General features: G+C 71.1%; 21 protein-coding genes. 14 read left to right on the top strand and 7 right to left on the bottom strand.

The window, feature by feature from the left end:
• Nucleotides 1–107: 107 nt before the first annotated feature.
• Nucleotides 108–587: a peroxiredoxin gene (locus tag BJK06_RS03450; protein WP_070416709.1), complete on the bottom strand. Its 480-nt coding sequence runs from the start codon at nt 585–587 to the stop codon at nt 108–110.
• A 182-nt stretch (nt 588–769) separates the two neighbouring features.
• The gene (locus tag BJK06_RS03445) at nt 770–1,519 is read right to left on the bottom strand and encodes a CPBP family intramembrane glutamic endopeptidase (RefSeq protein WP_070416708.1); all 750 of its coding nucleotides are present in this window, start codon (nt 1,517–1,519) and stop codon (nt 770–772) included.
• A gap of 138 nt (nt 1,520–1,657) precedes the next feature.
• Here BJK06_RS03445 and typA point away from each other — a divergent pair, with 138 nt between their 5' ends.
• The 7 genes from typA (at nt 1,658) to BJK06_RS03410 (ending at nt 9,727) form a co-directional block, all read left to right on the top strand.
• On the top strand, nt 1,658–3,580 hold the full coding sequence (gene typA / locus BJK06_RS03440; protein ID WP_070416707.1) for a translational GTPase TypA: 1,923 nt from the start codon (nt 1,658–1,660) through the stop codon (nt 3,578–3,580).
• Between the two features lie 89 nt (nt 3,581–3,669).
• Nucleotides 3,670–4,863 carry an amidohydrolase gene (locus BJK06_RS03435; RefSeq protein ID WP_070419181.1) on the top strand — a complete coding sequence of 398 codons (1,194 nt, stop codon included), beginning with the start codon at nt 3,670–3,672 and terminating at the stop codon, nt 4,861–4,863.
• Nucleotides 4,864–4,976: 113 nt separating this feature from the next.
• Nucleotides 4,977–5,519: a hypothetical protein gene (locus BJK06_RS03430; protein ID WP_070416706.1), complete on the top strand. Its 543-nt coding sequence runs from the start codon at nt 4,977–4,979 to the stop codon at nt 5,517–5,519.
• A gap of 25 nt (nt 5,520–5,544) precedes the next feature.
• Nucleotides 5,545–6,744, top strand: coding sequence for a PIG-L family deacetylase (locus BJK06_RS03425; RefSeq protein WP_070416705.1), 1,200 nt, complete (start codon nt 5,545–5,547; stop codon nt 6,742–6,744).
• 82 nt (nt 6,745–6,826) lie between these two features.
• Nucleotides 6,827–7,144 (top strand): ferredoxin, encoded by a 318-nt coding sequence (gene fdxA / locus BJK06_RS03420; protein WP_058728223.1) that lies wholly within the window; start codon nt 6,827–6,829, stop codon nt 7,142–7,144.
• A 14-nt stretch (nt 7,145–7,158) separates the two neighbouring features.
• Nucleotides 7,159–8,277, top strand: a complete 1,119-nt coding sequence (dapC, locus tag BJK06_RS03415) for a succinyldiaminopimelate transaminase (protein ID WP_070416704.1) — start codon at nt 7,159–7,161, stop codon at nt 8,275–8,277.
• Nucleotides 8,278–8,428: 151 nt separating this feature from the next.
• Nucleotides 8,429–9,727, top strand: coding sequence for a citrate synthase (locus BJK06_RS03410; RefSeq protein ID WP_083295023.1), 1,299 nt, complete (start codon nt 8,429–8,431; stop codon nt 9,725–9,727).
• A 135-nt stretch (nt 9,728–9,862) separates the two neighbouring features.
• Here the strand turns inward: BJK06_RS03410 and BJK06_RS03405 are convergent, their stop codons facing one another.
• Together BJK06_RS03405 and dapD are read right to left on the bottom strand one after the other, a co-directional pair.
• A complete protein-coding gene (locus BJK06_RS03405; RefSeq protein ID WP_070416703.1) occupies nt 9,863–10,669 on the bottom strand; it encodes an alpha/beta hydrolase in 807 nt (268 codons plus the stop codon).
• A gap of 11 nt (nt 10,670–10,680) precedes the next feature.
• Nucleotides 10,681–11,649, bottom strand: a complete 969-nt coding sequence (dapD, locus tag BJK06_RS03400) for a 2,3,4,5-tetrahydropyridine-2,6-dicarboxylate N-succinyltransferase (RefSeq protein ID WP_070416702.1) — start codon at nt 11,647–11,649, stop codon at nt 10,681–10,683.
• Between the two features lie 89 nt (nt 11,650–11,738).
• On the opposite strand from dapD, the gene dapE reads away from it, so the two are divergent.
• Nucleotides 11,739–12,821 (top strand): succinyl-diaminopimelate desuccinylase, encoded by a 1,083-nt coding sequence (gene dapE, locus BJK06_RS03395; RefSeq protein WP_070416701.1) that lies wholly within the window; start codon nt 11,739–11,741, stop codon nt 12,819–12,821.
• Nucleotides 12,806–14,050 carry a hypothetical protein gene (locus tag BJK06_RS03390; RefSeq protein ID WP_070416700.1) on the top strand — a complete coding sequence of 415 codons (1,245 nt, stop codon included), beginning with the start codon at nt 12,806–12,808 and terminating at the stop codon, nt 14,048–14,050. The genes dapE and BJK06_RS03390 overlap by 16 nt, the downstream gene beginning before the upstream one ends.
• Here the strand turns inward: BJK06_RS03390 and BJK06_RS03385 are convergent.
• Nucleotides 14,029–15,177: an AI-2E family transporter gene (locus BJK06_RS03385; RefSeq protein ID WP_070416699.1), complete on the bottom strand. Its 1,149-nt coding sequence runs from the start codon at nt 15,175–15,177 to the stop codon at nt 14,029–14,031. The two genes, BJK06_RS03390 and BJK06_RS03385, sit on opposite strands and share 22 nt — an antisense overlap.
• Before the next feature lie 127 nt (nt 15,178–15,304).
• Between BJK06_RS03385 and BJK06_RS03380 the strand changes: the two genes are divergently transcribed.
• From BJK06_RS03380 to BJK06_RS03365, 4 genes are all read left to right on the top strand, one after another.
• On the top strand, nt 15,305–15,475 hold the full coding sequence (locus BJK06_RS03380) for a DUF3117 domain-containing protein (RefSeq protein ID WP_017887054.1): 171 nt from the start codon (nt 15,305–15,307) through the stop codon (nt 15,473–15,475).
• Between the two features lie 123 nt (nt 15,476–15,598).
• On the top strand, nt 15,599–16,327 hold the full coding sequence (locus tag BJK06_RS03375) for an AAA family ATPase (protein WP_083295021.1): 729 nt from the start codon (nt 15,599–15,601) through the stop codon (nt 16,325–16,327).
• 40 nt (nt 16,328–16,367) lie between these two features.
• A complete protein-coding gene (locus tag BJK06_RS03370) occupies nt 16,368–16,865 on the top strand; it encodes a helix-turn-helix domain-containing protein (protein WP_070416698.1) in 498 nt (165 codons plus the stop codon).
• 2 nt (nt 16,866–16,867) lie between these two features.
• The gene (locus BJK06_RS03365; RefSeq protein ID WP_070416697.1) at nt 16,868–17,416 is read left to right on the top strand and encodes a putative toxin-antitoxin system toxin component, PIN family; all 549 of its coding nucleotides are present in this window, start codon (nt 16,868–16,870) and stop codon (nt 17,414–17,416) included.
• Here BJK06_RS03365 and BJK06_RS03360 read toward each other — a convergent pair whose 3' ends face one another.
• The gene (locus BJK06_RS03360; RefSeq protein ID WP_070416696.1) at nt 17,417–18,049 is read right to left on the bottom strand and encodes an O-methyltransferase; all 633 of its coding nucleotides are present in this window, start codon (nt 18,047–18,049) and stop codon (nt 17,417–17,419) included.
• Nucleotides 18,050–18,113: 64 nt separating this feature from the next.
• Here BJK06_RS03360 and BJK06_RS03355 point away from each other — a divergent pair, with 64 nt between their 5' ends.
• The gene (locus BJK06_RS03355; protein ID WP_070416695.1) at nt 18,114–18,482 is read left to right on the top strand and encodes a twin-arginine translocase TatA/TatE family subunit; all 369 of its coding nucleotides are present in this window, start codon (nt 18,114–18,116) and stop codon (nt 18,480–18,482) included.
• Nucleotides 18,483–18,561: 79 nt separating this feature from the next.
• Here BJK06_RS03355 and BJK06_RS03350 read toward each other — a convergent pair whose 3' ends face one another.
• The gene (locus BJK06_RS03350) at nt 18,562–19,851 is read right to left on the bottom strand and encodes a carbohydrate-binding protein (RefSeq protein WP_070416694.1); all 1,290 of its coding nucleotides are present in this window, start codon (nt 19,849–19,851) and stop codon (nt 18,562–18,564) included.
• Nucleotides 19,852–19,997: the final 146 nt, after the last annotated feature.

The following is a 19,997-nucleotide window of genomic DNA, read 5'->3' as shown; positions in this document are numbered from 1 at the left end:
GGGGAGGCAGATCCTGTGTGGACCTCTCGTGGCGTCAATCGTCCTCGGCCCCCGTTCGGGTGTCAATACCCCAGACCGTCGCATTTTCGGGGGACCGACACGCCGTGTCACGCCACGAGGAGCTCGATCTGCGCCCGGATCGCGTCCGCCTTGGGGAACCGGAGCCCGACGAGCCCCACGTGCCGCCAGCGGACCACGCCGTCCGGCCCGATCACGAACACGGACCGCCGGAGCCCGATCCCCGGCGCCTGCACGCCGTACGCGCGGATGACGTCCCCCGCGGTGTCGCTCAGCAGGGGGAAGGTGAGCGAGGACCCGCGGGCGAACGCCTCGTGGGAGTCGAGCGCCTGCGGGCTGACGCCCCACACCACGGCGCCGAGGTCGCCGAAGTCGTCGAGTTCCTCTTGGTAGCTGCAGAGCTGTGCCGTGCAGACCGGGGTGGCGTCGCCCGGGTAGAAGGCGAGCACGAGCGTCCGGCCGATCTCGGCGGAAAGGGCGTACTCGTCGTCGGTGCGGGTGCCGTCGCGCACGATCATGCCGGGCAGGGTGAATCCGGGTGCGGGATCGCCGACCTCGGGGATGCTCATGCGGCCACGGTAGGTGCGGGACCACGGTCCGGTGCGGCGCCGCGCTGTGGGTTCGCTGTGGGTCCGTCGGGCCGGGGTCGGACGGGTCCGCCGCATCGCCGACGCCCGAACGGGGGGATGCCGCGCGGTCGGCGCGGCGGACGCCCGGGACCGGTCGCCGGCCGTGCCGCGGGCGACCAGCGTCAGCGGAAGAGCTGCGGGAACGCGTGCGCGACCCACGGGTACCCGACGAACACCGCGGCGTCGAGCAGGCAGTGCGTGATGACGAGGGGGAGGAGCCGGCCCCACTTCGTGTAGATCCAGCCGAACACGATGCCCATCACGGCGTTCCCGACGAACGCGCCGAACCCCTGGTAGAGGTGGTAGCTCCCGCGCAGGACCGCGGTGGACAGGATGACCTGCCAGCGCCCCCACCCGAGGCCGCCCAGCCGTTCGTAGAGGTACCCGACGACGATCACCTCCTCCTGCAGCCCGGAGCGGATCGCCGAGAGCAGCAGCACGGGGATCGTCCACCAGTACGAGTCGAGCGCCGCCGGGTTCACGTTCACGGTGAACCCGAGCGCCCGCCCGGTGAAGTACAGCGCGAGCCCGGGGATCCCGATGCCGAGGGCGATGAGCGCCGCTCCACCGAGGTCGGGCCGGACGCGGAACCGGTCGATGCCGAGCCGACCGAGGTGCGGGCGGGTGGTGCTCCAGAGCAGGAAGCAGACGAGCGCGACCGGCGCGAGGTCGACCGCGATGCCCACGAGCTGCCGGGCGAGGTCGACGTACTGCACGGTCGTGGTCGAGGTGTTGAGCGCCGTGGACTGTTGCCCGAGCGGCGTCGTCTGCGACAGGTCGTCGATGATCTGCAGCACCGAGTACAGCGCGCTGCCGCCGAGCGAGAGCATCAGCACGATCGTGATCTCGATCCACGTTCGCCGACGGCTCATCGGGGGTACTCCTCTCGGTTGCGAACTACCGGTAGACTGGCGTGTCGGGCGTTCTGCCCACCTCCGGGCAGTGCCACCGCGGCGCGAGCGCCACAGTCGGCCGCCCGATCTTCTTCCGAACACCAAAGGATGTCCTGTATGGCGCTCGCCACCCGGTCCGACCTGCGCAACGTCGCCATCGTGGCACACGTCGACCACGGCAAGACCACCCTCGTCGACGCGATGCTCACGCAGACCAACTCGTTCGACGCCCACTTCGAGGGCGAAGACCGCATGATGGACTCGAACGACCTCGAGCGCGAGAAGGGCATCACGATCCTCGCGAAGAACACGTCGGTGCTCTACAACGGCAAGCACGCGACCGAGTTCGGCGCGGACGGCCCCATCACGATCAACGTCATCGACACCCCGGGTCACGCCGACTTCGGTGGTGAGGTCGAGCGCGGCCTCTCCATGGTCGACGGCGTCGTGCTCCTCGTCGACGCATCAGAGGGTCCGCTGCCCCAGACCCGCTTCGTGCTCCGCAAGGCGCTCGCCGCGAAGCTCCCGGTGATCCTGCTCGTCAACAAGACGGACCGCCCGGACTCCCGCATCGACGAGGTCGTGTCCGAGTCGCAGGACCTCCTGCTCGGGCTCGCCTCCGACCTGTCGGACGAGGTCGACGACCTCGACCTCGACGCCATCCTCGACGTCCCCGTGGTCTACGCCTCGGGTCGTGCGGGTGCCGCCAGCCGCAACAAGCCGGCCGACGGCTCGCTGCCGGACAACGACGACCTCGAGCCCCTGTTCGAGGCGATCCTCCAGCACGTCCCGGCCCCGAAGTACGACGACGAGCACCCGCTGCAGGCGCACGTCACGAACCTCGACGCGTCGCCGTTCCTCGGTCGCCTCGCGCTCCTGCGCATCTTCCACGGCACCATGAAGAAGGGCCAGACGGTCGCGTGGGTCAAGCACGACGGCAGCGTCGTCAACGCCCGCATCACCGAGCTGCTCGTCACCAAGGCGCTCGAGCGCTACCCGGCCGAGTCGGCGGGCCCCGGTGACATCGTCGCCGTCGCCGGCTTCGACACGATCACCATCGGTGAGACCCTGACCGACCCCGAGGACGTCCGTCCGCTGCCGACCATCACGGTCGACGACCCGGCGATCTCGATGACGATCGGCACGAACACCAGCCCGCTCGTCGGCAAGGTCAAGGGCCACAAGCTCACCGCCCGCATGGTCAAGGAGCGCCTCGACCGCGAGCTCATCGGCAACGTCTCGCTCAAGGTCCTCGACATCGGTCGTCCCGACGCGTGGGAGGTCCAGGGCCGCGGCGAGCTCGCACTGGCCATCCTCGTCGAGCAGATGCGTCGTGAGGGCTTCGAGCTCACGGTCGGCAAGCCGCAGGTCGTCACCAAGCGTGACGAGAACGGCAAGCTCCAGGAGCCCTACGAGCACATGACGATCGACACGCCGGAGGAGTACCTCGGCGCGATCACGCAGCTCATGGCCGCTCGCAAGGGCCGCATGGAGAACATGACGAACCACGGCACCGGCTGGGTGCGCATGGAGTTCATCGTCCCGTCGCGCGGCCTGATCGGCTTCCGCACGTCGTTCCTCACCGAGACCCGCGGCACCGGCATCGCCAACGCGATCTCGCACGGTTACGACGAGTGGGCCGGCCCGATCCAGACCCGCATCAACGGGTCGATCGTGTCCGACCGCTCCGGCGTCGTCACGCCGTTCGCCATCACGAACCTCCAGGAGCGGATGACGTTCTTCGTCAACCCCACCGAAGAGGTCTACGAGGGCATGGTCATCGGCGAGAACTCGCGCGCCGACGACATGGACGTCAACATCACGAAGGAGAAGAAGCTCACGAACATGCGTTCGGCGAACGCTGACACCTTCGAGTCGATGACGCCGTCGCGCCAGCTGTCGCTCGAGGAGTGCCTCGAGTTCGCGCGTGAGGACGAGTGCGTCGAGGTCACCCCCGACGCCGTGCGCATCCGCAAGGTCGAGCTCGACGCGCAGGCCCGCCAGCGTGCGTACGCCCGCCTGAAGCGTCAGGACGCGTAAGCAGTCATCCAGGAGGCACGGCCTCCCTCCGACGGCCCGGTCACCTCGTTCGAGGTGGCCGGGCCGTCGTCGGATGTACCGTGGTGCGCGTGACTCTCGACCTCCTCTCGCTGTACCAGGACCTCCACGCCCACCCCGAGCTCGGCTTCCAGGAGCACCGCACGGCGGGCATCGTCGCCGACCGGCTCGCGGAGATCGGCGGGATCGAGGTCACCACGGGCGTCGGCGGCACCGGTGTCGTGGGCGTCCTGTCGAACGGCGAGGGGCCCGTCGTCTGGCTCCGCGCCGACATGGACGGGCTGCCGGTCCAGGAGCGCACCGGCCTGCCCTACGCCAGCGAGCACCACGGCACCGACGAGGACGGCAACGACGTCCCGACGATGCACGCCTGCGGCCACGACATCCACGTGACGTGGCTGCTCGGGACCCTCGAGCGCCTCGCCGCCACCACGGGCGACTGGCACGGCACCGTCGTCGGTGTCTTCCAGCCGGCGGAAGAGGTCATCTCCGGCGCCCGCGCCATGGTCGAGGACGGGCTCGTCGAGCGCTTCCCGAAGCCCGACGTCGTCCTCGGACAGCACTCCGCGCCGGCGCCGGTCGGCATCGTCGCGGTCGGCAGCGGCCCCGTGATGGCGTCGAGCGACCGGCTGACGGTCACGTTCAACGGCCGCGGCGCGCACGGTTCCGCCCCGCAGGCCTCGCTCGACCCGGTCGTCACCGCCGCGTCGGCCGTCGTGCGCCTGCAGACCGTGGTCTCGCGCGAGGTCTCGCCGAGCGACGCCGGGGTCGTCACGGTCGGCAGCTTCCACGCCGGCACCCGCGCGAACATCATCCCCGACCAGGCCGTCATCGAGATCTCCACGCGGGCCCGCAACGAGGAGACCCGCGAGCGGATCATCGCCTCGATCGAGCGCATCGTCCGCGCCGAGAGCGAGGCCGGTGGGCTCCCCGAGCCGACGATCGTGCGGTCGCCGGGTGCCGAGGTCACCGTGAACGACGCCGAGGCCGCCCAGACCGTGCTCGACGCGATCCGCGCCGAGGTCCCCGGAGCCCGCGACCTCGAGATCGGCCTGGCGATGGCATCCGAGGACGTCGGCCAGCTCGCCACCGCGGCGCGGGCGCCGCTCGTGTACTGGTTCACCGGCATCACCGACCCGGAGCTGTTCCGTCGCGGCGAGGACATCCCGAGCAACCACTCGCCCTTCTACGCGCCGCAGGCCGAGACGGCGATCCCGGTGGGCGTCGACGCCCTCGTGGCGGCGACGCGCGCGTACGTCGCCTGACGCGGGCGGTCCCGCAGGACCGAGCCAGGAGGCGCGGCGCGACCCCGCCACGCACGTGACGTTCCCAGGGGACTCACGCCGCGCCTCCCGTCTCGCCCCCTAGGGTGCTGGGCATGCGCACCCCGACCCGCACCCTGATCGCCGCCGTCGCCGCCGGCATCGCCCTCGCCGGACTGGCCGGCTGCTCGTCCGACGCCGTGCAGCAGGCCACCGACCTCGGCTCGTCGGTCGCGTCGAGCGTCGCCGAGGGCGTGCAGGGCATCGACGGCAAGGCCGTCCAGGACGGCATGGCCTCGGTCGCCGGCGGCATCGACGGCGCACTCGACACCGCGCTCAAGGGCGCGAACGTGACCTCGGACGGCAAGGTCCCCGACGGCTTCCCGACGAAGGACGTCCCGCTCGTCGACGGCACCGTGCTCGGCGGCGGGAGCGGGCCGAACGGCTCCGGGTGGGTGGCACAGGTCCGTGCCGCCTCGGTCGACGACTTCGAGGCCGCCGCGCAGCAGCTCACCGACGCCGGGTTCACCGAGTCGGCGAAGCGGGCGGACTCGTCCAGCGCCTTCGGGATGTTCCGGAGCGACGGCTACCGGGTGGTCCTGACGTTCTCCGACGGCAGCGACGGCGTCACCGCGACCTACATCGTGACGCCCCGCTAGCCACCGCTGGGTACGCTTGGACCCGATGTCGAAGGCCCCCGCAACCCGCCCCGAGCGCGTCCTGTTCGTGCACGCCCACCCCGACGACGAGACGCTCTCGTCGGGCGGGACGATCGCCACCCTGCTCGAGCTCGGCGCCGAGGTGACCGTGCTCACCGCCACCCGTGGCGAGCGCGGCGAGATGCTGACGCCCGAGCTCGCGCCGCTCTTCGGCGACGGTCCGCGGGTCGCCGCGCACCGCGAGACCGAGATCGCCGCCGCCCTCGCCGCACTCGGCGGTCCGGCGCACCTCTGGCTCGGCGGGTCGGGTGCGCGTCCGACGGACCTGCCCGAGCGCCGCTACACCGACTCCGGCATGCAGTGGGGCCCCGACGGACGTGCCGTCGCCGCCGGGGACGCCCCGGCGGACTCGCTGACCGCGGCGGACCTCGGCGAGGTCGTCGACGACATCCGCGCCGCGATCCGGTCCACCGGCGCGGACGCGGTGGTGAGCTACGCCGACGACGGCGGCTACGGCCACCCCGACCACGTGCGGGTCCACCACGCCGCGCGGTACGCCGCCCGTGCCGAGGAACTCCCGTTCTCGATGATCGTGGACCCCGACTCCGGCCAGGCCGACCTGACCGTCGACGTCGTGCCGGTGCGGGCGAAGGTCCGGGCGGCCGTCGAGCAGTACCGGTCCCAGGTGACGGTCGACCCGGTCGATCCCCGTGACCCGACCGCGCTGTCGTGGGTGATGCCGCACGGCGTCCGGCACCAGACGCCGGCGGTCGAGGCGTTCCGTCACGACGCCGACCGGGTCCCGCAGGCGCCGCAGACGTTCGCCGAGTTCTCGCGGCAGGGGAAGGTCACCGCCGTCGTGGTCGCCCTCGTGCTCGGACTCGTCGCCGGGGGACTCGGCACGGTCACGCACCAGCAGACCCTCGGGGCGTTCCCGGTCGGCATCGTGCTCACCTCGCTGATCGTGATCGGGCTCACGGTCGGCATCCGGCTGCTGTACCGGTCGCGGGCGATGGTCGCCGCGGTCGGCATCGGGATCATCGCCGCGACGCAGGTGCTGTCGTCGGTGGGCGGGCAGAGCTCCCCGCTCGTGCTCGCCAACGTCGCGGGCTACGTGTGGACGTTCGGGCCGGCGGCCGTCACGGCGCTCGTGCTCGCGTGGCCCGACCTGTCCGGCGTCCGGGCGTCGGCCGCCGGGCGGTCGGGGACGGCCGACCGGGCCTGACGGTCCGTCCGCCGGGCGGTCAGGTGCGGCCGGGTCGCGCGGGTAGACTCGATCTGCTCAGTCCGAAGGGAGCACCCCAACCGTGACGTACGTGATCGCCCAGCCATGTGTCGACGTCAAGGACCGCGCCTGCATCGACGAATGCCCGGTCGACTGCATCTACGAGGGTGACCGGTCGCTGTACATCCACCCCGACGAGTGCGTCGACTGCGGTGCGTGCGAGCCGGTGTGCCCGGTCGAGGCGATCTACTACGAGGACGACCTCCCCGACGAGTGGGCCGACTACTACAAGGCCAACGTCGAGTTCTTCGAAGAGGTCGGTTCCCCCGGCGGTGCCGCGAAGGTCGGTGTGATCCACAAGGACCACCCGGTCGTCATGGCCGAACCGCCCCGCGGCTGAACCGGATCCGACCCGTGGCGCTCGACCTCCCCGACTTCCCCTGGGACCAGCTCGTCCCGTTCAAGCAGCAGGCCGCGGCGGTCGAGGGCGGCATCGTCGACCTCAGCGTCGGCTCGCCCGTCGACCCGACGCCCGCCGTCGTCCGCACGGCGCTGGCCGAGGCGACCGACGCGCACGCCTACCCGCAGGTCGCCGGCACCCCGGCCCTGCGCGAGGCGATCGCGGACTGGTACGGCCGGCGCCAGGGCGTGACCCTCACGCCGGACCAGGTGCTCCCGACCATCGGGTCGAAGGAGTTCATCGCCGGGCTCGCGCTCTGGCTCGGCATCGGCCGCGGCGACACGGTGGTGTTCCCGGCCGCGGCGTACCCGACGTACGAGCTCGGTGCGGCCCTGGTCGGCGCGGACGCCCTCGCGTCGGACGACCCGGCCGCCTGGCCGTCCACCACGAAGCTCGTCTGGCTGAACTCCCCGGGCAACCCCGACGGCCGCGTCCTGTCGATCGACGAGCTGCGCGCCGCGGTCGAGCGGGCGCGGGAGCTCGGCGCCGTCATCGTCGGCGACGAGTGCTACGCCGAACTCGGGTGGGAACCGCCGTACGACACCGCACCGACCCCGACGATCCTCGACCCCCGGGTCGTGGGCGACTCGGTGGACGGGGTGCTCAGCGTCTACTCGCTCTCGAAGCAGTCGAACCTCGCCGGCTACCGGGCGGCCTTCGTCGCCGGTGACGCGCAGGTCCTCGCCGAGGTGCTCGCGGTCCGCAAGCACACGGGCATGATGCCGCCGCTCCCGGTGCAGGAAGCGATGATCGTCGCCCTCGCCGACGAGTCCCACGTGCAGGCGCAGAAGGCGCTGTACCGCGCCCGACGGAACATGCTCCGACGGGCACTCGAAGGCGCCGGCTTCCGGGTCGACCACAGCGAGGCGGGCCTCTACCTCTGGGCCACCCGCGGCGAACCGGCGCTCGACACCGTCGCCTGGCTGGCCGAGCGCGGGATCCTCGTCGCACCGGGGACCTTCTACGGCGCAGCGGGTGCCGAGCACGTGCGTGTGGCGCTCACGGCGACCGACGAGCGCATCGCCGCAGCCGCGCAGCGACTGGCGAGCGGGCGTCGTCTGGCGTCCGCCTGAGCCTTTCGCGCTCGGCGCAATCCGTGGTTCCCACCAAGTCCTGAGGCTCGATGTGTGCACGACCGACAGTGGGCGCGATTAGGCTGTCACCGTGACTGACACTGCCAATGACGCTCAGAAGACGGCCACACCGCCCACCACGCCCGTCCCCGTGAGTCCCGCCGCCGAGCAGACCGCGCCGACCGCGACGCTGACGTACCCGGGCGGCACGGCGGAGTTCCCGATCCTGCCGAGCGTCGACGGTGCGTCCACCATCGACATCTCGACGTTCAAGAAGCAGACCGGGATGAACACGCTCGACTACGGGTTCGTGAACACCGGGTCGACGAAGAGCGCCATCACCTACATCGACGGCGACCAGGGCATCCTGCGGTACCGCGGTTACCCGATCGACCAGGTCGCGTCGAACCTGACCTTCCTCGAGGTCGCCTGGCTCCTCATCTACGGCGAACTGCCGACGCCCGCCGAGCTCGAGTCGTTCGACGCCCGGATCCGCCGCCACACGCTGCTGCACGAGGACCTCCGTCGTCTGTTCGACGCCCTGCCGCACTCGGCGCACCCGATGTCCGTCCTCTCCAGCGCCGTCAGCGCCCTGTCGACCTACTACGAGGACGACATGGACGTCGACGACCCCGAGAAGGTCGAGCTCCAGACCGTCCGGCTCCTCGCGAAGCTGCCGGTGATCGCCGCGTACGCGCACAAGAAGTCCATCGGGCAGGCGTTCCTCTACCCGGACAACTCGCTGTCCTTCGTCGACAACTTCCTGCGCCTGAACTTCGGCACCATGGCCGAGACCTACCAGCCGAACCCGGTGCTGTCGAAGGCGCTCGAGCGGCTCCTGATCCTGCACGAGGACCACGAGCAGAACGCCTCCACCGCCACGGTCCGGATGGTCGGGTCGACGAAGGCGAACATGTTCGCCTCGATCTCCGCCGGCATCAACGCGCTGTACGGTCCGCTGCACGGCGGCGCGAACGAGGCCGTGCTCGAGATGCTCCAGCAGATCAAGGACTCGGGCGAGCCGGTGACGCGCTTCGTCGAGCGGGTGAAGAACAAGGAGCGCGGCGTGAAGCTCATGGGCTTCGGGCACCGCGTCTACAAGAACTACGACCCGCGGGCGAAGCTCGTGAAGGAGTCCGCGCACGAGGTGCTCGAAGCGCTGGGCGTGCAGGACGACCTGCTCGACATCGCCATGGAGCTCGAGGGCATCGCGCTCGAGGACGAGTACTTCGTCAGCCGGAAGCTCTACCCGAACGTCGACTTCTACACGGGCATCATCTACAAGGCGATGGGCTTCCCGCCGCGGATGTTCACGGTCCTGTTCGCCATCGGGCGTCTGCCCGGGTGGATCGCGCAGTGGCGCGAGCTCAACAACGACCCGCTGAACAAGATCGGGCGCCCGCAGCAGCTCTACGTCGGGCACCCGGAGCGCGACCTGCCCGCACGCTGACGCGCCGCGCCGCGCAGCCACGCGCGGGCGCGGCGGTGGACGGGACGGATCGACGGACGGGAGGCACGGCGCGGGCTGGCACCGCGCCTCCCGTCCGTCGCACGGTCGGCTCCGCCGCGTGCCCGCCCGCGCCGCTCAGGCGCCGGACGAGCGCGCCGCCCAGGTGGTGACGAGGTCGAGCGCCCGGTCCGAGTCGGGCGACCCCGGCCGGTTGAGGAAGGCGTGGCGCGCTGCCGGGAGCACGCGCCGCTCGACCGCGACCCCGGCACCGCGCAGCTCGTCGGCGAACCGGTCGCCCGAGGCCCGCATCGTGTCGTGCTCGGCGTCCACCATGAGCGTGCGGGGGAAGCCGGAGAGGTCCTCGCCGCCGGGGAACGCGGTGGCGGTGTCGCCCGCGCGGCCGACGTGGTTCCGGTTCGCCCGGTCGAGCAGTGCCGGGTGGTGCGTGGTCCGCCGGTGCCCGCGGACCGATCGGAGGACTGCCGCGTCGCGCGGGGTGCGGGCGTGGAAGAACCAGTACGCGAGGACGAGCCCGTCCGGCCGTGCGGCGTCCGGCAGCGTCCGGGTCACGGCTGCTGCGAGGCACGCGCCGGCACTCGCCCCGCCGAGGAGGACGGGACCGTCGGTCTCGCCACGGACGACCTCGAGTACGGCGCGGACCTCGTCGTTCGGCACCGGGTGACGGCGTCGACCCCGGGGTCCTCGGCGTCCGACGACGGGCAACCCGGGCAGGGGTGCGAGGCGGTACCCGACCGTGACGACGTCGAGCCCCCGGTCGGCGAGGGTGCCGGCGACGACGTGCGCCTCCGGCAGGTCGAGGCTGCCGCGGAAGAACCCACCCCCGTGCAACCACACGAGCGTCGTGGCCGACGTCGTGCCACGACGCGCGGCGTACCGGCGGACCGGCACCGGGCCGTGCGGTCCGTCGATCGTTCCCCCCACGGACGGACCGCCTACGCGTGCAGCGCGGTGTTGAGCTGGATGCCCTGCCCCTGGCGCTGCAGTGCCTCCACCGCGCCGGAGACCGAGTTGCGGCGGAACAGGATGTTGGGCGTCCCGGAGAGCTCGGCGGCCTTGACCGTCTTCGGGGTGCCGTCCGGGTTCGGGGCCGCGCCGACGAGGACGACCTTCGTGCCGGCCGTCACGTACAGCCCGGCCTCGACCACCGAGTCGTCGCCGAGCGAGATGCCGAGACCGGCGTTCGCACCGAGCAGCGCGCGCTCCCCGAGGGAGACGCGGTGGGTGCCGCCGCCGGACAGCGTGCCCATGATGGAGGCGCCGCCGCCGATGTCCGTGCCGTTCCCGACGACGACGCCCTGCGAGACACGGCCCTCGATCATCGCGTCGCCGAGGGTGCCGGCGTTGAAGTTCACGAAGCCCTCGTGCATCACCGTCGTGCCGGGGGCGAGGTGGGCGCCGAGCCGGACCCGGTTCGCGTCGGCGATGCGCACGCGGTCCGGCACGACGTAGTCGACCAGCCGGGGGAACTTGTCGATCGCGTGCACGGCGATCCCGGCGCGCTGCAGGCCGGGGCGGAGGCGGGTCAGGTCGTCGGGGTGCACCGGGCCCGCGTTCGTCCACGCGACGATCGGCAGGTGCGCGAAGACGCCCTCGAGGTTGACCTCGTTCGGCGCCACGTGCAGGTGGCTGAGGAGGTGCAGGCGGAGGTACGCGTCCGGCGTGCTCGCGGGTGCGGCCTCGATCGTGACCTCGGTCGTGACCGCCTCGATCGTGACACCGCGGCGCGGTTCGTCGCCGACGTGTGCGCGCAGGTCGGCGGGGAACACAGCGTCGGCGGGCAGCGCGCCGACGAACGTCTCCGGGTACCAGGTGTCGAGCGTCGTGCCGTCGGCGGCGATCGTCGCGAGGCCGTGGCCCCAGGCGTGGGTCGGGCGGGCGGTGGCAGCGGTCGTGTCGGTCACCGGACCAGGGTACCCAGCGAGGGGAGGGGGCCACCCGTCCGTCCGGACGGCTCCGCCGGGCTGCAAGGGTCGGCCGGTAGGCTTCCCGCATGCCGGAGCCGCTCGACCTCACCGCCTCGTCCATCGACATCACCCGTGCCATCTGCGACATCGAGTCGGTGTCCGGTGACGAAGGGCCGCTCGCCGACGCGATCGAGGCCGCCCTGACGCCGCTGCCCCACCTCGAGGTGATCCGCGACGGCGACGCGATCGTGGCACGGACGAACCTCGGTCGTGACCGCCGCGTCGTCATCGCGGGACACATCGACACCGTGCCGCTCAACGGCAATCTGCCGACCGAGTTCCGGACGGCCGAGGACGGCACCGAGATCCTCTGGGGCCGCGGCACGGTGGACATGAAGGCCGGTTGCGCGGTCCAGCTCAAGCTCGCGTACGACCTCGCCGAGCCGAACGTCGACGTCACCTGGGTCTTCTACGACCACGAAGAGGTGAGCGACGCGCTGAACGGCCTCGGACGCCTGGCGCGGACGCGTCCCGAGCTCCTCGCGGGCGACTTCGCGATCCTCGGCGAGCCCTCCGGTGCGCAGATCGAGGGCGGGTGCAACGGCAACCTCCGGGCCGAGGTCCGCGCCTCCGGCAAGCGCTCGCACAGCGCCCGGAGCTGGATCGGCGACAACGCGATCCACAAGGCCGCGCCGATCCTGGCCACGCTCGCCGCCTACGAGCCGCGCACGGTCACGGTCGACGGGCTCGACTACCGCGAGGGCCTCAACGCCGTCGGCATCACGGGCGGCATCGCCGGCAACGTCATCCCCGACGAGGTCATGGTGCACGTCAACTACCGCTTCGCCCCGTCGCGCAGCGCGGACGAGGCCGTCGCCCACATCCGCGAGCTCTTCGACGGCTACGACGTGCAGATCGTCGACCTCGCCGCCGGTGCCCGACCCGGACTCGACGCCCCGCTGGCGCAGGACTTCGTCGCCGCCGTCGGCGGTCCCGCGCCCCGCCCGAAGTACGGGTGGACCGACGTCGCACGCTTCTCGGCGCTCGGCGTCCCCGCGGTCAACTACGGGCCCGGCGAGCCGGTCTTCGCCCACCACGACGACGAGCAGGTCCCCGTCGACCAGATCACCGCGGTCGAGCACGGTCTGCGTCGGTGGCTGACGGCCTGACCACGGCCGGGTCCACCCGGCTGAGCCCTGCCCGCGCCCGGTGGCACGCCCGCTACCGGGTCGTGCCGTGGTGGCTGCGGATCACGGTCGTGTACGTGCTCGCGCGGATCGTCACGGGCACGATGCTCGCCGCGTTCGCGAGCGTGCAGGCGGCGAACTCGTTCACGGTGCAGCACCCCGGCCTGCTGTCGTTCTCGTCGATCTGGGACGGCGCCTGGTACCGGGTGATCGCCGCGTCCGGGTACCCCTCGACGCTGCCGATCGACGCCACGGGACACGTGACCGAGAACGCGTGGGCGTTCATGCCCGCCTACCCCTTCCTGGTGCGGGGCCTGATGGCGCTGACGGGCGCGTCCTTCGAGCTCGTCGCCGTGTCCGTCTCACTCCTGTTCGGCTGGGGAGCGGCGCTCGTGTTCCGGCGGCTGATGGGTCGGTTCCTCGACCCGGCGCGGGCGACCTTCGCGACCGTGCTGTTCTGCGTCGCACCCGTCTCGGCGATGTTCCAGGTCGCGTACGCCGAGTCGATGGGTCTGTTCCTGCTCCTCGTCGCGCTGCTGCTCATGGTGGACCGCCGCTGGTGGTCGATGCTCCCGGTCGTCCTGCTGCTCGGGATGACCCGGCCGACCGGGCTGGCCTTCGCGCTGCTGATCGTGCTGGTCCTCGCCGCGTGGTTCGTCCGCCCGTCGTGGGTCCGCGCGTCGTCGCCGCTCACCGTGCAGCGGTTCGTCCCACCCGCGGTGGTCGCGGTCGTGTCCGGGATCGTCGGGCTGGCGTGGCCGGCGATCGCCTGGGCGGTGACCGGGGTGCCCCGGGCGTACACGGACACCGAACTGGCGTGGCGGTCGTCGTACATCGGGTGGCGGGAACTCGTCCCGTTCGCGCCGTGGGTGCAGGGCTTCGGGTGGTGGTTCGGGCAGCCGGCCGGCGCGATCCTGCTCGCCGTCGTGGTGGTCGGGTTCGCCGCGTTCGTTGCCCTGCCGGCCGCGCGGCGGATCGGACTCGAGCTGCGGCTCTGGGGCGTCGCCTACCTGGTGTACCTGCTGGCCGTGTTCTTCCCGCAGTCGAGCACCTGGCGCATCCTGCTGCCGATCGCCCCGCTGCTCGGGATCGTCGCGCTGCCGCGGTCACGGGTGTACCGGGTGGCGGTCGTGGTGGTCTGCATCGCGCTGCAGTGGGTGTGGATGTACTACTGCTGGTGGATCGACGGCTACGACTGGACCCCGCCGTGATCGACGTCGGCCTCGCGGTCCTCGGCGCCCCGCGCCACCGCCTCGGGGTCGGCTGACGCCGCCGCGTGGATCATCGCGTTCGCGGTCGCGATGAACGGCACCGCGAAGAACGCCCCGACGACGCCGGCGATGGTCGTGCCCGCGGTGACGCCGAGCACGACACCGAGCGGGTGCACACGCACGGCCGACCCGGTGAGGAACGGGTGCAGGACGTGGCTCTCGAGCTGCTGCACTGCGATCACGATGCCGAGCATGACCAGTGCGGGTACCCAGCCGTTGAACACGAGCGCGACGAGCACCGCGACGACGCCCGCGACGATCGCGCCGACGACCGGCACGAAGGCGCCGAAGAACACGATGACGCCGATCGGGATCGCGAGCGGCACCTGCAGCGCGAGGGCGCCGATCACGATGCCGAGCGCGTCCGTCACCGCGACGACGAGCTGGACGCGGATGAAGCTCGTCAGGGTCTTCCAGCCGGCGTGCCCGGCGACGTCGATGCGACCGCGCGCCCGGCGGGGGAAGAGCCGCACCACCCACGACCAGATGCGCGGGCCGTCGACGAGCACGAAGATCGTCGTGAACACCACGATGAAGAGGCCCTCGAGCAGGTGCACGAGCCCGCTCCCGGCCTCGGCCGCACCCGAGGCGATCGACGACGCGTGGGTCTGCAGGAACTTCGTGCCGTCGGACAGCCACTTCGTGACCTGCGACGCCGTGATGCCGAACGGCTCGGTGGCCAACAGGCTCTGCAGCGACTGCACGTTGTGGTCGAGACGGTGCTCGAGCGACGGCAGGTCGTACCGGATCTGTGCCGTGACGACCAGCGCGAGGACGCCGATGACGATCACGACGGCGAGGAAGCACGACAGCACCGCGAGCCACTTCGGCCAGCGGTGGCGCTGCAGGAACAGCGAGAACGGCGCGAGCAGGGCGCACACGATGAGGCCGATCAGGAACGGCACCACGATGTCCTGCAGCAGGACCACGAGTGCCACGACGACGGCGAGGGCGGCGACGACGACGAGCATCCGCCACGAGAACGCCCCCGCGACGCGCACGCCGACGGGGACGGCCTCGACGGCGGGGTCGAGCGGTTGACGGCGCTTGGAGCGGATGTACGGCACACGCCAAGGTGACCACTCTGAACCGCGAGAACGTCGCGATCCACGACCCCCAACCTGGGCGGTTTCGCAGTTCCCCCATCGATACGAGATAATGGGGGCGCATGTACTGCACGAAAGGGGACATCTGATGGCAGCCATGAAGCCGAGGACCGGTGACGGGCCGATGGAGGCTGTTAAGGAGGGTCGACTCATCATCGTGCGGGTTCCGCTCGAAGGTGGAGGCCGCCTGGTCGTCTCGGTCAACGATGCCGAGGCCAAGGAACTCCACGACGCACTCGCCGAGGTCGTCTCGGCCTAGTACGTCGACGCACCAGAACGGAGGGCCCGGAGCGCGTACGCTCCGGGCCCTCCGTCCGTCCGCCCGCCCTCCGCCCCGTCCCGCCCGGCGCTGATGTCGGCGTGGCACGGCAGGATGGGCTCCGTGCCGAGGACCCACCTGCCGATCCGTCGCGTCGAGGAGTACTGCGACCCCGACCCGATGCCCCGCGACGTCTGGCCCGCCACCCTCGCCCCCGTACGGCAGCTCCTCGACGAGGGGCTCGACCTCGACCCCGTCACGGTGTTCGTCGGGGAGAACGGCGTCGGCAAGTCCACCCTCGTCGAGGCCATCGCGCTGCAGTTCGGCATGGGGCCGGAGGGCGGCGGCACCGGATCGCAGCACTCGACCCGCGCCTCCGAGTCCGACCTGTGCGAACACATCGCCGTCCGTCGTGACTTCGGGGCGCCGCGCGGCGGGTTCTTCCTGCGCGCGGAGACCATGCACGGGTTCTTCACCTACCTCGAGGAACACCCGAACCTGTCCCGGCCCGAGCCGGTCTTCCACGAGCGCAGCCACGGCGAGTCCTTCCTCGACTTCGTCATCGACCGTGCGCGGTGGCCCGGGTTGTGGATCCTCGACGAACCCGAGTCCGCGCTGTCGTTCTCCGGCTGCCTGGCGCTCATCGGCCTGCTGCAGTCGATCGTCGAGAGCGGCGTCGGGCAGGTGCTCATGTCGACGCACTCACCGGTGCTCGCAGCCTTCCCCGGCGCGACGTTCCACGAGGTCGGCGAGTGGGGTCTGCGGCGCACGGAGTGGGCCGACCTCGACCTCGTCCGGCACCAGCGGTCGTTCCTCGAGTCCCCGGAGCGCTACCTGCGCCACCTCGGCTGAGACCGGTGGACTTTCGGTTCTTTCGATTAGGATCGGTGTCATGTCGACCGCTACCGATCTGCCTGACCGCCGGGCCACGTCGAGAACGTACTTCCCGACTGATGACCGCGAGGACATCGCCGGACTCGCTCAGCTCCTGCGGGAGATCGAACAGGCAGCTCGTGACGAGCAGCTCGCCGAGCTCCGCGCACCCGACGGACGTGTCCGGAAGATCCCGACCGAGATCTTCGAGGTGCTCGAACAGGTCGCGGACGCGCTCGCGCAGGGCAGCGGCGTCACGGTCGCTCGGAACGACACCCAGATGACCACGCAGCAAGCCGCTGACTTCCTGGGGGTCTCGCGCCCGACCCTGGTCAAGTACCTCGAGGACGGCAGCATCGCGTTCGAGAAGCGCGGCCGCCACCGCCGGGTACTCCTCCGTGACCTCGTCGACTTCCAGGAGCAGTTCCGGACGCGGCGCCGCACGGCACTCCGGCGAGCTGCTCGTGACGGGCAGGCGCTCGAACGTGCGCGGGGCGATCGGCCGGCGGCTGACTGATCGTGGCGTTCCCGGTCTTCTTCGATGCCTGCGCGATCTACGGGATCACGCTCTCGGATGTCCTCCTCCGGCTCGCCGACGAGGGAGCCTTCCGCCCGTTGTGGTCCGAGGAGGTCCTCGACGAGGTTCGCCGGAACGCAGTCGCCGGCGGGATCTCCGCGGAGGGCATCGACCGGCGGCTGGACATGATGCGAACGTACTTCCCGGACGCGCTCGTGACCGGACACGGCGACCTCATCGATGGCCTGAGCTGCGATCCGAAGGACCGCCACGTGTTGGCGGCAGCGATCCGCGCGAAGGCCGACGTGCTCGTGACCTTCAACGTCCGCGACTTCCCGGCCGGATCGCTCGAAGGGTTCGACGTCGAGGTGGTGCACCCCGACGCATTCCTGCTCGACCAGCTCGACCTGTTCCCGGGCATGATCACCAGGGTGCTCCGGGAACTCAGCGAGGACTACGTCGCGCCTCCGCAGAGTGTGGACGACGTCCTCGGCACGCTGCGGCGAGCGGGAGTGCCGCGGTTCACCGACGAGGTGCGCAGGTACCTCTGACTACGCGGAGACCTTCGTCATCTGCAGCAGTCCGTCTCCGGCGGGGGAGAGCGCGCTGATGACCGCGCCCGACGTCGACACCTCGGTGAGCAGCAGCCGGAAGTCGGTCGTCGCCCGGTCCCGCTTCACCGGGTCGGCCACCCGGCCCCGCCAGAGCGCGTGCGGCACGAGGACGGTCCCGCCGAGCCGAGCGAGCCGCAGTCCGTGCTCGACGTACTCGATGACGTGCTCCGGGTCGGCGTCGACGAGGACGATGTCGTACGAGGCCTCGTTCATGCGCGGCAGCACCTGGTTCGCCCGACCCGGGATGAGCCGGATCCGGGCGGGGGCGGTGCCCGCGGCGATGTACGCGTCACGGGCGTACTGCTGGTGGTCGACCTCGATGTCGATCGTGGTGAGCGTGGCGGACGGTGCGCCGCCGAGCAGGTACAGCCCGGACACCCCCAGGCCGGTGCCGATCTCGATCATGCTCGTGGCGCGCGAGGCGGCCGCGACGACCCCGATCTGTGCGCCGATGGCGGGGGAGATCGCCTCGACCCCGAGTTCGAGGGAGTGCTCCCTGGCTCGGGCGATCACCTCGGACTCCGAGACGATGTCCTCGGCGAACTTCCAGTTCGACTCTTTCTCTGACACGCACACTCCGTTCGGGTGACAACTCTACGGGTGCTCCGGGGTGTGGACGGGTTACGCTCGTACCGTGTTCGACGGCTTCGAGAAGTTCCTGGTGATCGGGATCATCGGCGTCCTCCTGCTCGGTCCGCAGCGACTCCCGCAGTACGCCCAGAAGCTCGCCGAGTTCGTCAAGGCCGTCCGCCGCTTCGCCGACACCGCGAAGGACCGGATGCGCGACGAGATGGGCCCCGAGTTCGACGAGGTCGACTGGCAGAAACTCGACCCGCGGCAGTACGACCCCCGCCGGATCATCCGTGATGCGCTGCTCGACTCCGGCAGCAGCGCCGCTGCGGTGCAGACCGCGCAGGTGACCGCCTCGAAGGTGCGCGCGACGGCACCCGTGGTGCCGCTCGCCGTCGGCGAGGCCGCACCGTTCGACGCCGAAGCGACCTGACGCGACGTCACGTGAGCCGATGACGGACTGGAGGCGCGGTGCCAGCTGGCACCGCGCCTCCAGTCCGTGGTGGTGGCGACTACTGCAGGTCGGCCAGGAAGCGGTCCGTCCATGCGAGGGCCGGTGCGCTCGGGACGGAGCTGCAGGTGGACATCGCCGTCGTCGAGGAGCACGGGGTGTCACGGTCGAGCGACCAGTAGTGGACCCCGGCGAGCCCGTTCGCCTTCGCGTAGGCGGACAGCGTGTCGACGTCGGCGAGGGTGAAGACCTCGTCGGAGGCGTCGTTCACGCCGATCATCGGGGTGACCTCGATCTTCGACGGTGCGATGCCGTACGTGTGCTCGAGGTTCGTGACGGCCTGGATCGAGGACTTGCCCATCTCGCAGGTCGATCCGGACAGGACGCAGTTCGCGGTCGTCGCGCGGCCGAAGTCCATCGTCATGAGGTTGACGGTGTAGTTCGTCAGGCTCGACGCCGTGATGGCCTTGACCGTGGCGTCACCGGTGCTGTTCAATCCGCCGAAGCTCCCGTCGCTTGCGGCCAGGGTCGCGAGCGTGAACGAGAACCGCATCCCCGGGTACTTCGACTGCGCGAGCGCCGCGGCGTTGACGAGGTTCTGCACGTCGGCGGCGGACTGCCCGCTCTCGATGTCGAAGTCGACGCCGATCATGTGCGGGGTGGCGTACCGCGCGATGAAGCTCTGCAGCGCGGTGCCCGAACACTTGAACGAGCCCGCCGCACCGCCGGTGCTCACGATGTAGTTCACGCCCGCGGCGTCGAGCTTCGGGATGTTGGCGCTCGCGAACGCGTCCGCGGCGACACCGCCCCAGTTCTCGCTGCCACAGGTGCCGGTGGCGAAGGCGAGGGTGATCGCCTTGAGGCCCGGCTCCCGGGTGGACACCAGGCTGTTGCTCGACCCGACGACCGGGATGCGCGTGCCGGTGACGGCCGTGTTCATCACGTTCGTGTTCCAGTCGAGGTTCACGGTGACGTCCTTGTAGGGGCTGAAGACCAGGCCCTTCGCCGTCCCGCCGCTGCCGCCGGTGCCCGGGGTGGTGGTGCCGCCGCCCGGGGTGGTCGTACCGCCGCCGCTGGTGTCGGCGCAGGCTCCCGTGGACGTCCAGGGCTGGCCGCTGCCGGTCGCGCCGGAGTGGGTCGCGGGGTCGTCGCCCTGCGTCCACCAGTTCGCGGTGTAGTTCGTGCCGCTCTCGCTCACCGTCGCGCCGCCGCTGTACGCGGTGCCCGCGCTCCACGCGGTGGCGCACGCCGGTGTGGCCGCCATGGCCGGTGCTGCTGCGACGGACCCGCCCGCCAGTGCAGCCGCGAGGGCCGCGACGAGTCCGATCCTGAGTCTGGTCCTGCTGTTCACACGGTTCTCCTGTCCTCGGTCCGGCGGCGTTGCCGGACACGGGTGGAGCCCCTGCGGACCCGATTCCGCAGGAGCATTGTGGAATACCCCTGCATATTGCTCCGCGGTGGAACGACCTGTCCATGAAAGGACGTACAGGCAGCGTC

It is taken from the genome of Curtobacterium sp. BH-2-1-1, assembly GCF_001806325.1.
Taxonomy (GTDB): domain Bacteria; phylum Actinomycetota; class Actinomycetes; order Actinomycetales; family Microbacteriaceae; genus Curtobacterium.
This window is presented reverse-complemented; position numbering and strand designations above follow the sequence as displayed.